At 50.4% G+C, this 14,214-nt stretch carries 12 protein-coding genes; all 12 read left to right on the top strand.

All coding sequences use genetic code 11. The features are described 5' to 3' along the window. The first annotated feature begins 59 nt into the window (after positions 1–59). The 12 genes from cpaB (at position 60) to JET16_RS28300 (ending at position 14,191) form a co-directional block, all read left to right on the top strand. Positions 60–833 carry a Flp pilus assembly protein CpaB gene (gene cpaB / locus JET16_RS28355; RefSeq protein ID WP_199624422.1) on the top strand — a complete coding sequence of 258 codons (774 nt, stop codon included), beginning with the start codon at positions 60–62 and terminating at the stop codon, positions 831–833. Then, the gene (locus tag JET16_RS28350; protein WP_199624420.1) at positions 830–2,041 is read left to right on the top strand and encodes an AAA family ATPase; all 1,212 of its coding nucleotides are present in this window, start codon (positions 830–832) and stop codon (positions 2,039–2,041) included. The genes cpaB and JET16_RS28350 overlap by 4 nt, the downstream gene beginning before the upstream one ends. 11 nt (positions 2,042–2,052) lie before the next feature. Further along, positions 2,053–3,468, top strand: a complete 1,416-nt coding sequence (locus tag JET16_RS28345; protein WP_199624418.1) for an ATPase, T2SS/T4P/T4SS family — start codon at positions 2,053–2,055, stop codon at positions 3,466–3,468. Then, a complete protein-coding gene (locus tag JET16_RS28340) occupies positions 3,465–4,436 on the top strand; it encodes a type II secretion system F family protein (protein WP_199624416.1) in 972 nt (323 codons plus the stop codon). The genes JET16_RS28345 and JET16_RS28340 overlap by 4 nt, the downstream gene beginning before the upstream one ends. Before the next feature lie 21 nt (positions 4,437–4,457). Further along, positions 4,458–5,339 carry a hypothetical protein gene (locus JET16_RS28335; RefSeq protein ID WP_199624409.1) on the top strand — a complete coding sequence of 294 codons (882 nt, stop codon included), beginning with the start codon at positions 4,458–4,460 and terminating at the stop codon, positions 5,337–5,339. A 14-nt stretch (positions 5,340–5,353) separates the two neighbouring features. After that, positions 5,354–5,491: a hypothetical protein gene (locus JET16_RS28330; RefSeq protein WP_199624407.1), complete on the top strand. Its 138-nt coding sequence runs from the start codon at positions 5,354–5,356 to the stop codon at positions 5,489–5,491. A gap of 34 nt (positions 5,492–5,525) precedes the next feature. Continuing rightward, entirely contained in the window at positions 5,526–5,705 is a 180-nt protein-coding gene (locus JET16_RS28325; RefSeq protein ID WP_199624405.1) for a hypothetical protein, read from the top strand. Position 5,706: 1 nt separating this feature from the next. Next, positions 5,707–5,862, top strand: coding sequence for a hypothetical protein (locus tag JET16_RS28320; RefSeq protein WP_199624403.1), 156 nt, complete (start codon positions 5,707–5,709; stop codon positions 5,860–5,862). Between the two features lie 56 nt (positions 5,863–5,918). Further along, positions 5,919–6,368: a hypothetical protein gene (locus JET16_RS28315; protein WP_233532394.1), complete on the top strand. Its 450-nt coding sequence runs from the start codon at positions 5,919–5,921 to the stop codon at positions 6,366–6,368. Further along, on the top strand, positions 6,361–6,915 hold the full coding sequence (locus JET16_RS28310) for a hypothetical protein (RefSeq protein WP_233532393.1): 555 nt from the start codon (positions 6,361–6,363) through the stop codon (positions 6,913–6,915). The genes JET16_RS28315 and JET16_RS28310 overlap by 8 nt, the downstream gene beginning before the upstream one ends. 149 nt (positions 6,916–7,064) lie before the next feature. Further along, the gene (locus JET16_RS28305) at positions 7,065–7,994 is read left to right on the top strand and encodes a copper amine oxidase N-terminal domain-containing protein (RefSeq protein ID WP_199624399.1); all 930 of its coding nucleotides are present in this window, start codon (positions 7,065–7,067) and stop codon (positions 7,992–7,994) included. 11 nt (positions 7,995–8,005) lie between these two features. Continuing rightward, a complete protein-coding gene (locus tag JET16_RS28300; protein WP_199624397.1) occupies positions 8,006–14,191 on the top strand; it encodes a PKD domain-containing protein in 6,186 nt (2,061 codons plus the stop codon). Positions 14,192–14,214 lie beyond the last annotated feature (23 nt).

Raw genomic sequence — 14,214 nt, 5'->3', positions numbered from 1 at the left:
AGCGGTAGCTGGGCGTTTTCTTTTTTCAGGATTTTTGTGACCAGGAGTGATTTTTTACTATGCGCAAGTGGATCGTGACGATCGTGGGTATCGCCATGATGGCGGCATCCGTGTACGGCTATTCGTGGTATGCCAACCGGGTGGAGAAGCAAATCGACACAACCGCAGCATTAATGCCGGCGAGACTTATCGCTAGCGGAGAAATCATCGACGCGTCCATGCTGCGCAAAGCAACCGTACCTGTGAATGCTCTGCAGCCGGGGGCCGTCACGAAAGCGGCGGATGTCGTCGGAAAGACGGCGGTTGCCCCCATAGGACCGGAAGAACAAATATTGCCCTGGAAGCTGGCGGACGATCAAATTACGCCGAGGGACGGGGAACGTTACATCTCCTTTAAGACGGACGACGTCGCAAACGTAAGCAACATGATTCGCAGAGGCGACCGTGTGGACGTATGGGTGGAGTTTTCCGAAGCGAAGGAAATCGGTGGAGAGCTGGTCGGCTCTCTCAAAATTATAGAAGGATTACGAGTAGCCGGCGTACGGACGGCGGAGGGAGCCGAAGTGACGGATACCGCCTCTTTGGATGCAGCGTTCCAACCGACCGGCCGGCAGCATCAGAGAGTAAGAGGGGCGGCGAACGGCAAACCGGATGTGAACACGTTTATTATGTCGGAAGAGGTTTACGAAGCTTACACGTTGGCCCGGATCATGGGAACCATTAAGCTTGCGCTTCCGGATTTGTCTTTGCAGGATACTTCTCCGGCTCGGGTTACACCAGGTTATGAGTTATTGTCGAAAACATTGCCAGCGGAAGGGGATGAATCGAAATGAGCGCGCTTCTCGGAATGAAACAGGGGGATCTGTTGACGGCTGTGCAATCTTCCATGGCGGTTGACGGCTCATTGACCGTTGTGCATGAGAAGGCGGCATTTTTCTCCGAATTGGATCGTTCATATGATGAAATCGTTCTTCATTCGAGCCTGTTCCAAGAATCGTATCCTTGGGAATGGGTCGCAACGGTTCGAAACCGGCAGCCCCAAGCCAAAATAACGGTCATTCCCGACGAAACAGTCTATGACTCCTTGTGGCTGGAGATTCTCTACCGTCTGGCGGATGAAGCCGGAATACGGATCGCGCCGCTGGGAATAAGCGACGAAGAAATCATTCGCGTCGTGAACGATTCGGATAACGATCCAACGACGGCCGGACCCGGTATTGTCACGGCCATATGGTCGGCTGCCAGCAAAGACGGCGCGACCGCCGTGGCGATCAACACGGCTTTGGCGCTTGCCCGTCATTCTCCGCTCCAGATCGGGCTGCTCGATCTTAATTTGAAAAACCCGGAAATCCGGGCGTGCCTGCATTTGCCGGAGAGGGACCGCTCCAACCTGACGCTTCGGTCCAAATTGCAAACCGGAGTGCTGAAGCGGTCCGAGCTTTGGGATACGTGCATTCCGTATCGTCAATCCCCGCAGCTTCGAATATTGCCGGGGACGCACCGGAGGGACACGGCGGACGATGTCACCCCGGACATGGTCAAGCACTTGCTTGACGTATGCAGAACGACTTTCGATATCACGATCGTGGACGTATCCGCTATTCCCGATAATGCGGCTACGATTTGCGCGGTAAGGCATGCGGACGTAAGATGGCTTGTTGCACAGCAAAGATTCGGTTCGTATTTGTGGAGCTGGAACGAGTGGTATGACTGCTATTGGAAATACGTCGGTCTCGATCCGGGCCGAATGTCGTTCATACTGAACGGATACGATCCGCAAGGAGAGAAGCCGGAGAAGATTGCCGGCTCGCTGCGTATGGACGTTGCCGGGGTGCTTCCGAACGTTGCGGGAGGTGCGGGAGTTAAGGCGGTCCAAGAAGGAATTCCGTTATGCGACATGCCTGGAGCCGAATCGTTTGCGTCAGGCGTACACCGGCTAGCATCGGTATTATCGGTTGCCGCCGGCGCTTCTCCTTTGCCGGAGCAAAACAAGGGCCGCCGAAACGGAGTATTCTCTATTCTTTCGGCTTTGTTTTCTTAGGGGGGCAGCGGATGACTGGGTTGAAAGCGAGAGTTCGTTTCAATGCGGCTAACTATGTAAGAGATATTCATTACATCGAATCGAAAAATGCCGGTGTTCCAAGAATTCACGGGAAGCATGAGCAGCATGCTGACGGTACAAACAACCGGCTGCCCTTGGAAGACGCTTCCCAGATCATATATGAGCACCTTACGAATCGTTCGAAGGGGGACGAGGAGCTTCATAGGGACATATTGCAAGCAGGGCTTGGAGAACCCGGCGCACAGGCCAGGATGAAAGCCGTAATAGATACTCTGTTGACCGAATATCGGCTAGAGATCGATCCGGCTACTCTAATAGACACCCTTTCTCCTACGGAATGTGTATTCGCGATGACTTGCGGCGCCGGGCTCATTGAAGATTTGAAGCAGCTGCCGGATGTGGAGGAGGTGCAGGTGATCGGACGTCGCATCTTTCTCATTCGCAACGGCAGGCAGACTCTCCATCACCGTTCCTTCGCAAGCTTGGAAGAAGTCCGTCTGCTGCAAGACCGGCTCGCTTTATGCGGGAAGAAGCCGATCAGCGAACGGCAGCCTTTCGTGCAGTCGTATTTATGGAATCGCTCCCGGCTCGTGATGACGAGGGAACCTTACACGGATGTTCCTAGCATTCATATAAGGAACTTCATCGTGAAGGACGTAACGCTCGAGAAGCTTATTGAGCTCGGGACAATCAACGGCGAAATGGCGGAGCTGCTCCGACTATTCGTCCGATATCACGCAAGCTTTCTGATCGGCGGGGGTACGAACACCGGCAAGACGACTTTTCTGTTTGCGATCGCATCGGAAATTCCGGAGGAAGAACGCATCCGGACGTTGGAGAAGGAGTTTGAAATTGCGCTGCGCGAGAGGCTTCGGGGGCAGCGGAATATCCTGGCGGCCCGGGAGTCGTCGGATTCGGAATTGTCGATGGAAGAAGCGTTCAAGCCGCTGTTGGTTATGAGCCCCGAATGGGTGATCGTCGGGGAGGCGAAGGGCGCGGAAGTGTCGCAGATGGTGCAAGGGGCGCTTCGCGGGCACGACGTCATGGGCACGATGCATACGAAATACCGGGAGTCGTTCCTGTCGGATGTCGTCGACATGGTGAAGCAGGACGGACGGATGCATGATTATGCAGACGTGGAACGCCGGGTAGCGCGCGCTTTCAATATTCTCGTCTTCTTGCGGTTGGTGCGCATCGGCGGCAAAGTTCGCCGCATCGTAACCGAAATAACGGAATTGTCGGTGGATGAATCGGCAAACCCGCAAGTGCGGCCGCTTGTCCTGTGGGATTTCGAGGCGAAAACGTGGCGCTTCACCGGCCACAAGCTAAGCGCGCCGTTACGCAATCATATGTACTCTTATGGAGCTGAAAGCGAGCCGTTCAGAGCATTGGGGGTGTGGGAATGACGGTGCGTTGGGCTACGGCGGTGTTTTATGCGTTATGGGTTGCGGGTGCCGGTCTCATTATCGTTACGTGGCTGGCGTGGTGTTCTCACCGGCTGAAAGAACGCAGGCGCCGGCGTATCGTTCTTGGGCCGTCCCGTACCGAAGCGGCGGGCGTGTCGTTGAAAGAAATTCCTGTTGTACGAAAATTAGCGGACGACATGGAAATAGCCGAAATAAAAGCGCCGGTGGAAGCTGTAGCGGGAGCGATGCTGTTTATTGGGGTTATCGGTTGGTTTGCGGTGAACGGGATGGTGTCGGGGCTGCGGGAACGTTTTGCATTGGATGCGGACAAGATGATTCCCACAAACACGTGGCTGCTAAACGGATTTATCGCAATTCTGATTGGGTCGCTGCCATACTTTTACGTGAAATTCCGGCTGCAGCGAAAGCGTCACCGCATCGCGCTGGACATGATCAAGCTCGTTCAAAATATGATCGCTCATTACAGCGTCGGCCGCACGGTCCAAGACATAATCGCCCGGTCGTCGCCGACAATGCCCGATCACGTCCGGTCCGAGTGGAAGCTTCTGGAGCTGCAGTCGCACATGCGGTACTCGCTGGAAGACGCACTCTATGAGTTTGCACGAAGAGTGGACAATGTGTGGGCGGAAGATTTGGCGGATATTTTGCTCATCAAGCATAAGTACGGCAACGATGTCATCGATTCGCTCCACAAGCTGGTGATCGACATGCAGACGGCCCGGAAGAATGAGGAGAAGCGGCTGGCGATGGTGACCGTGTACCGGATCGGGACGGTCGTAATGATCGCGTTTGCTTTCTTTATCGTGTTTTTCAACATCTATGCCGACGGGATGAATTACCGGCATTATTTCGTCAATCCGATGGGCAAGCTTGCGCTCATGATTTCGTCCGCTGTGATGTTTGTATCGATGGTGATGGTCGTTCGTTCCGGTCGGAAAACTTTTTGAAGCGCGAAGAGAGGTGATGGCATGCAATGGTTGTGGTATGCCTCGTTTGCCGCCGGATCGGGCATGGTGTGGAGCGTGCTGCTTCTTCCTTTCGCCCGTACCAGGCGTGATCCGATCCGCGCGCTGGTGGAACGTTTCCGCCAGAGGGCCGGGCGGCGGGAGGAAGGGCTGCTGCTGCCCGTTCTCTCCGTTAAGGAACGAGCATTTATAGAGAAGGCTAGACTGGCGGGCGTTCGTTGGACATACCGGCAATACCGGCAGTTCCGGTATGGTTCGGTTTGCGCCGGAGTGTACCTAATCTTGATGCTTTCTTTATCCCGATTCGGGGTTGTCGGCGCCGTTGCAATGGCGGAAATATTCCGGTTGTTCGTTCTCGCGGCGCTGGCCGGATTTATACTTTGGTTCGTTCCTGAATGGATTTTGATGTTTTCTGCGGCAAGACGGAGGTCGCGGTGCTTGCTGGAAATATCGAAGTTTGCGCATCGGTTGTCGATTTGCGTAACGGATCATACCGATATTCGCGAGATGATTTTGCGAGCGGGACGGCCGCTTCGCCTGCTGCGTCCCCATATCCAGCAGTTGGCGGCGCAGTGGGGGAAGGACCAGAGAGAAGCGATCATGGCCTTCAAAGACGGAGTAGGCATTTCGGAAGTGTATCCGCTCGTGAATGCCTTCATGGCGATATCGGCGGCGAAACCGTCCGACGTCAGTCGGCTGCTTATCGAGCACTCGAAATCCATCGATTCGACTTTGGAGGCGGAACTGAACAAGCGGATCGAGAACGCTCCGGTTTGGATCAGCTTTTATATCATGATTCCTTTTCTCGTATGTTTGTTCCTGTTTGTGTATCCGTGGGTTTTAACGGTGCTGGAGCAGTTGACGGTCAGTTTTACAGGCGGGTAGGGAGGTGATTTGGCTTGGCGAAATTGCTTACGACGATCGCGCTTGCGGTATTGGTGTTGGGAGCCGCGCTATTCACGTTCGGAGAGCTCATCGTACCCGCGGTCGGGGATGCCGGAGTGTCGACGAGGGATCAAATACGGAATGCGTTTTAAAAATAAAATTTTATTCATTTGGGAGGAAAATGATATGAGCAAAATCGGTGTGGCATTGGCGTTGGCGGTTTTGTTGTTGGGTGCGGTACTTTTTATAGGCGACTTGGTGGCGACGCAAGTAGTGGATCGTGGACGCGATGTGAGTACATCGTTGACTAACGGTAACTTGGGTGTTGATGCAAGCTCCGGCGCGGTAACCTCTACGACTCCGTAATATGACGAAGTTATTGGTCTCTCTAGGACTGCTGGTGTTGTTGTTCGGGATAGCGGTATTTATTTTTCAAGGCGGGGCCGGCTTGAACGACGCCGTCCGGGACGGTCATCAATCGGTGACGAATACGGTGCGCGGTTTCGATTATGTAACGAATTAGGAGTCAATCTGCAGATTGACGCGTAGTGCTCAGAAACGAGCAAGGAGGCGTTGTGAATGGTAAAGAATGAGCGCGGAGGCGCCGATAGCTTGCTGTTGACGATGTTCGTCGTCCCGCTGCTTCTCTTTATCAGCTTCGCGGGAGTTCCTTTCTTTGTGTACATAATGAAGGCGAACCACTTGAATGTTGTGGCGAACCATGCGTTGAAGGAAGCCGAGGCGCTCGGATATGTGAGTCCGGCTGTGGCGGCTGCCGCGGCGAACCGATTGTCCGGTTTGGGTTTGGGGGCGGTGACGGTCGGAGGCGTGACATATCCGTCGTTCGAAGGGAGCACCGTCTCCAAGGTGTACCGGGATTCCGCCGATCCGACCATAAGGCTGGTTGTTAAATATCCGGCTCCTAATATTACCCGGATGCTGGGCGCGCTTGGTTTTGGCGGCGGCTCCGGCGAGAATGAAGGATTTTACAGGATAGTTCTGTATGGGAAGAGCGAGGCTTATGAGTAACGGGGTGTCGCTGCTGCGGGACGAGCGCGGAGGCGCGCACGTCCTGCTGTTCGGATTGATGGCGGTTATTTTTTCAGTGGCTTTGTTTGTAGTGTCGCTGGATTGGATGCTGCAATCTGCAAATAAGACGAAGACGAAGCTTGTTCTCGATCGTGCAGCGCATGCCGCCGCCATTAACATTGATCCCATGGAGGCTGCTTATGGCAGATTAGTGTGGGATCAGGCTGCGGGGACGGCGGATTTTTATAAATATTTGCATATGAATATGCGATTGGATAGCCAGGGAAAGCCGCAGACGGGCAGTTATTTGACGGAAGCGCCGGTTGTCCATATGCTTCAGTTCGTCAGCGCTCCGTCATATCCGGTTGTTCTGCACCAGAGTGTAGTTGTGCGGGCCGGGACTGCGGAAGAGACGGTGCGTAACGTCGATGTGACCGTGTACGGTCCGTCGGTGATTGCAGTTGTGGAGGTGCACCATCGGGTGACGGGCACCGGACGAGTGGAACCGATCGTGCTATCGAGCGTGGCTAGTGTGAGGTTTCGGTAGGTGGAGGGTGTTTGCGCCTTTTGCTTTATTCGTTCTAGTGTAAAAGGGGAGGCGAGCAGTTTGAGCCTGTTATCTATCGTGCAATATAAAAACCTTTCCGCAATCCGTCGATAAACATGTAAAGTGAGCATTTGTGAGGAGAGATTGTTATGAAAAGAAGATTGCTAACTGCACTTGTTGCCGTGATTGGTATGACCGTATTCAGTGGACCTGGAATTGATGCTGCACCGGCTACTGTAAATATTAACGTAATTATGGACGGAAAACGTTTAAAGTTCCCCGACGCAAAGCCGTTTGTGGATTCTAATAATCGGACACTTGTACCGGTTCGCTTCGTTGCTGAAAATCTCGGGGCGAAAGTAGCATGGCATGATGAAGTGGATCGCGTAGAAATTTCGATGGATGGAAAATACATTGCACTTGTGATCGGTGAGAAGAAGGCTCTTGTGAATGGCGAGGAAGTCGCTTTTGACACAGCTGCCGTTGTGCGTCAAGGGCGTACGTTCGTGCCGCTTCGATTCGTGAGCGAAGCACTTGGCCAGACGGTAGAGTGGGATGGATATAGCAAGTACGTCTATGTAGGGGAAAAGGTGTTTTTGACCCCGAAAGAAATGGAGATTCAATCTAAAAGTGTAGATCATTTTCGCAAATACTTCGGCAGTGAGAATTACAAAAAATATTTAACTACTGATGTTATGGGTAAATTTTTTGAAAAAGATGAACCATACACAAAACTGTATGTCATTACAAAAGAACATCTTCCGATCCAAATTGGGGACGTGGTTGTTCATGATATCTGGAAAGGACAAAAGGTGTTTTTCATAAAAAACAGCGGTGCAATTGGCGAAACTGCTTTGCTTACAGGGGACCAATATGAACCTCGCCTTCGGAGTTCCGTCTTTGGCAAAGATGTGAAACTCCCCGATGGAAATTTGGAACAACAATATGCCATTGTTACCCCACGGGATAATACAGGCGGTGGAGATAAAAATTATAAGGCATTTACCCTTGATAAAGTGGTGTATGTCGGCTTTTTCCATGTAGGAGAGTACATCGTTTTGATGGAAAATCCGTTTTAAGGAGAGGCGTCGTGAAGCATCGAAAATATTTGGCCCTTACCTTGTGTTTTTCCATATTGCTTACTTCGATCCATTTTACATTTTCACCTATTGTTAACAAGGCCGAAGCTGCAACAATTGCGACGGTTGCCAGCGGTTCGGATCACAATGTCCATTATTGGGTCGGTAATGGCTACTATGATGTTTGGAAAAATACAGCGGGACAATGGACTGGGGAAGGGAAAAAGCCGGGAGACCCAGTGGATCTTTTCAGATACAGCTTGGATATTACGATTTCTGGGCGAAAGATTATAAATATTACAGCTGAGCGATTTGATGTTTCTATGCAAGACGGAGAATTAACGGGTGCGGAGATTTATAGGCAGTCTAGATACGGTCAAAATTATACCGACATTGAACGTTACGTTACCGATCGCACATTTACGGTTGATTTATCCAGTATTTCAGGTTATGGGACAGATTCGGTTTCCGGAAGCGTGTCTGTGCGAAACGGATGGCTTTCAACAATCGATCCAGAAGATTTAGGTGAAGACTTAACTATTTCTGGCGAATTTGCGGATGCAGTTGAAGCATACAGATATTACTTTCCAATTCTTTATACGATTACACTAGAGCCAATAGCACCGGAAACCGGCACGGCGTACATTCGCCATTTTACCACTGACGGACAAAGCCTTGACGGGATCTTCGATGACCGTGATGAGACGCTTGTTCATGGGCAAGAGTACGACTACAGGAATCCCACGAATGCGGACTATACCTACATAGGTTACAAGAAAAAGCAAGATGAACCGCCTCCAGCTGGTCCAACGTGGGTAAGCGGAGAGGGACCAGGAGCTTTCACTTATGACAGCTCGCAGTTCAGCAGGTATTACGTTTATTTCTATTACGAACCGGCTGCAGCACCGCCGCCAGATAAGGAGTACGATGCCCTGGAAATTCAGCCGGATCCTTGGACAATGTATGTGGACGAAACGAGATCCTATACGGCCAAGGCCCGCGTAAAAGGAACAACGACATGGGAGCCTATTTCCTCCTCCCTGATTGGCTGGTCAACCGTGAGCAGCGCGATCGCTACGATAAACGCGGTTGGGGTAGCCGAAGGGCAATCGGCCGGCACGACAACGGTTCGTGGGACGTGGAACGCTCTGTCTGACACCGCGACGCTGAACGTTTTGGCTAAAACTACTCCCGATCCAGAACCGGAGCCGGAACCTGAGATAGAATACATGTTAGATGTGGATCCTGATTCCAGGGCTATCGCCATCGGAGATTCGGCGGATTTCGACGGCCGTTATAAGGAACGCCAGGTTGGAACTGCGGAATGGTCCTTGTGGAAGTATGTCCCTGACTCGGAGGCGACATGGACGATTGAGGATCCACGTATTGCTTCCGTTGATTGGCGAGGCGACGTAACCGGGATCGAAGGAGGCAATACTCGAGTAGTTATTGAGTGGAAAGGCTTGACGGCTAAGGGGGGTGTGCAGGTTGTACCTCCTAACCCAATCCCTGTCATTACAGGTCCGGATGTGGTGAAGGAAAACCGGCCGCTGCCTTCCCCGTTTTCTTCTGCGGAAAGTTATAGTCCCGTGTCGGGGCGTACCATTGATCATACGAGGGACGAATGGACGAACAAACGGGACAGGTACACCACGCCAGGAACTGTGACCTTAGAGCTTCATGTATACGACAATACCGGTTTAAAATCGCTTAGACCGGACTCGCACACCCTTACCGTCCTGCCGGACGAGCCGCCTGTTGCAAAAGGGGAGATCGTGCCGCTCGGGCTCCGGAACAACACATATACGCTATATAACAGGTCATACAGCATCGATGGGGATATTATTCGAAGCGTCGAATATAAAGTGCGGTACGACAGCAATAACAATGGATTTAGCGATGATCCATGGCAAGTGCTCACCGGTGATTTAACCAAGGCGACATACAGGCCGACAAAGGTAGGGAAGTATCAATTTTACATTAAGGCGACAGAGGATTACGGAAAATCAGACGACACCCTTTCCGAACCGACTGGGCTTATCCTTGACGTAATAAACTTGGCCCCGGAGGTATCCTTTGCAATTGAAGGTCGGAATCCTGAGACGGATCTGAATCCCATAACGCCATTTTCTCCAAGCAGTATCTTTAATAACTGGACGTTGTATGAAACGACGTCGCCTAGAGTCATATCATCGAAAGGGCAAAAATGGTCAGTAAGTAGTAACAACTTGGTAGGTGGATTAGGACGGAAACCGGAGAGACAGTTTTATTTCCGTGACAGTGACGAGTCGTATGGCCCGTGGATGTTCGGATTAAGCGACAACGGTTACGGAAATAACGGTCTTAATCCATATCGAGCAATCAAATTAGAGAATACAGAATATTCGGGGCCTTTATTAGTACCTAATGGTGCGGGTGGATGGAAATATGTTAGTTTTAATAATTACGCCCAACCAAACTATTATACAACCCGAAGTCATCTATATTTTCAGTTTGAAGGGAATTATTATGCATTTAACAAATCAAAAGTAAGTCGTTATGACATGGATTACGTTGAGAGGAAACACATATACCTGGATGGTTCACCGTATGATCGAATTTGGCAGGAAGATAATACAGATAACATCCCGACGTATTATGTAAAAAAACAATACAGACACGAAAATACGTGGGAATTTTATTCTCAAGCGGAAAAAGATGCACTCGGAAGTAATGTTTCTATTACTAGAGTTGATATTAATCCTAATACGAGGGTATTTAAGGCCGGAATCAATACACTGTATCATGTTGTTGAGCTTTCATGTCGTGAATGTGATGAGGATTATAATGTTTCGAAATGGGATGACTATTCATTTAAGGTATTGCATGCTTACGACTTAAAAACCGGAGTTTATATTAACTCATCGTTAGCTTACGATGATTACATCAGTGGTGTTGACAATGTATTTGTTAAGGGAGATAACCTTGTCATAGTATCTTCCTCATACAGCGCTGAACTTGGTGAGCATTGGGTATTTGAAGAATTTGATAGAAACGCAAAAGTTGTAAGTACGAAAATCGTTCCGATGTTAGGGAATGTTAATATCACTATAAATTATGAAGAAGAGACAATAAACACGTCTCCTGATCAGTTTTTCGAAGGACAAAATGGCGATCTTTATATTTATGAATTTGGGCATTCTAGCAATTATAGCAATCGTGGAATCACATACCTGACAAAAATTAATTCGGATTATACGCTAGCATGGAGGGTAAAACTCAAAGGCAATAAAATCCGAAGCAAAGATGAACCTGAAGGTAAACCAGTCATAGCTGAAAATCCTCTAAAAAAAGAAGTTCTCGTAAGAACATATGATTGGGACGGTTGGGGTGACAGCGCGAATTATGTTGAAAGAATAAATATGACAACAGGCGCGACAACGTTAGCGGATCGCGCAACTTATGATTTTGATTCAATGAGATCCAGTTTCCTGGTCGATTGGAACGGAAATTATCAAGCGCCTAAGTCTGGGCAATTTACACCCGATGGATTATGGACTAATCGAAGTACAGTTTATAGGCAAGACGGTTCCGTGTATTCTCAATTCGATCCAGGTGGTGTAGTATCGATTGGCTCGTCTATAGCGACTATGGCCGATAGGGAAAGGTTTGGGACGTATATCGGTGATGGTTTGTATTTATCGTTTCATAACAGGGTGACAGGTGCGGATGAGCCAAGCTCGTATACTCTCATTCCTTGGATTTCATATGGGGAACCATCTGACCTACCCGCAATTGCAAAACCGTTTTCACTTGGACAGTTCCTTTCCGGTTTTTCCGTAAGCGACGTGGAAATCAATTTCAGCATGAGTTTAGATGACGCCGACGGGGACCGTGATATGGCGGGGATAGCGTTTCGTGCGGCCGATTCAATCAATAAGTATACGGTAGAAACAGACGGGGCAACGTTGTATTTGTCGAAATACGTGAACGGCGCCAGAACGGTGCTTCGTCAAAGCAATTACCCGTTCCAAGATAAGACAAGCGAGAATATTATGATTCGCGCATTAGGCTCAAAAATTGATGTATTCGTCGGTGGCGTCCCTTATTTCAGTGTGTCAGACTCCCAGTACGGCAGTGGAAAAATCGGACCGTTTTCCGACAAGTCGTTTGTTCGATTCGGAATGGTAACAACTAAAGCTATATCCCCTGCATCGGTACATTGGGATCAAAGCTATGCTTTGTGGGAAGAAGGATCGGCGAGAGCGGAAGTTCGTTACTCCAACATTACCTACAGCGATCTGGAAAACGACCCGATCTCCGGCAGTTATCAATGGAGGTACAGCCATACACCGAAATTCATCAACAATCAGGGGTATTCGGCTCTTCACGGGCAAACGTACTCGAGCAACCAAGTTTACTTTGATAAAGTCGGCGTATACGACGTAACTTTGTCGGCCTTAGACGATCCGCATCCGAATTACCGTTATCCGAGCAATGTATTCGCCGGCTACAGGAAGCCGTCTAACGAGTTTACAAAGCGGATCATCGTTCATAGGAAACCGGTCGCACAATTAACAACATACCTGAAAGCCGACAATACAGTAGGGTACAATGACAGCAGCTATGATCCGGATCGATGGGCCAATGCATGGACTTACTCGGCGCCGGAGGACGGGAAAAATTATCAAACGACAAGAGGTGTTTTCGACAGGAAATATTACTACGTCACGCCGAGCGGATCATATGTTGAGGCGCAGTTGATCCGGCCGTCGGAATACGGAACGTATCAGATTGGATTAGCGGTCATGGATGAATACGGGGCATGGAGCAATTGGGCGGTTTCGAGCATTACGGTTACGAATCCGTTTCCGCCAAATAATATACCGGTTGCCTCCATGATATACCCGAACGGCACTCAAGCAGTACCGACAATGGAAACATCAATGCGTCCGCTGCTTCGTTGGCAGCAAACGGACGCCGATCCCGGAACGGTCTTTCGCGGGTTCCAGCTCCAGATTACAAATGAATCAAATACTGCGTATATCCTTGACTCAGGAGAGTTAGGTCAGTCGACTTCCTCAACTGCTGCAAGCTGGACACCGACATCCAATCTTCCGACGGGTCAAAAGATGAGAGTACGTGTCAGGGTTAATGACGGCGCCGACTGGTCGGCGTGGTCCGCTCAAACGTGGCTCTTTATCAATAATGCTCCGACTGCAACGATTACGTATCCGACCGGTTCACAGGCGCAGCCGACGATCGTCGAAACCAAACGGCCGGCGATTACTTGGACGCAGACGGATCCGGATCCGGGAACGGTATTCCAATATTATGAAGTGGAAATTATTAATGAAGCCAATACATGGACGGTGGCAAGTTCGGGCCAAGTTTGGCAGAACACCTCGGCTGCTTCAAACAGTTGGACACCAAACACCGACTTGCCGGCGGGGCAAAAATTAAAGGTGAGAGTAAGAGTATATGACTGGTTCGTTTGGTCGAATTGGTCCGACTATCGTTGGCTTATGGTGAATCGCCCTCCGGTCGCCGATTTCACGTGGACGCCGAATCCGGCGTGGGAAGGCGATACCATCGTTCTCACGAATACTTCAAGCGATCCCGACGGGGATGCGCTCACGTACATGTGGACCGTCAGCGGACCTGGCGGCTATGCAAAGACGTTTACAACGAAAGATGCATCGATCGCGGGTGCGGATACCCGGAACCGTCCCGGTTCATGGACCGTTTCTTTAACGGTGACGGACCCGCATAGCGCTGCAGACACGGAAGTCAAGACGATCGTTGTAGGCGACTTAAGCATCACCGGTCAGGTGCTGCATACTCCGGAATGGGAGAATTACCGGCAAGCTTGGAACGCAAAGTTCCCTAACAAAGCACGCTCGCCGGATACCTTCTGGGCGGGTGAGGCATTCGAGTTAAGAGCGGCTGTGACCGATACTTCAACCAGCGCGACGAAGCCGAAGCAAGTTACCGCAACGTTAACAGCCACCGGCGACACGGTGAATATGAGCAGCGGAAACCAAGTCAACTACACGGCACAGATGGTCAATACGGATTTTTCGAAAACGCTGAGCGACGGCAATTATACGATGCGATTTACCGTCACGTGGAATAACGGCCATGTGGAACGTCACGACGTGCCGTTTAAAATTGCCGGCGACACCAACGATGTTATTGTCACACAGTTGCGAAATTGAGGGACAGAGAACCGGGGCGAGGC

Origin of the sequence: Paenibacillus alkalitolerans, assembly GCF_016482785.1 — a bacterium.
Classification (GTDB): Bacteria; Bacillota; Bacilli; order Paenibacillales; family YIM-B00363; genus Paenibacillus_AE; species Paenibacillus_AE alkalitolerans.
This window is presented reverse-complemented; position numbering and strand designations above follow the sequence as displayed.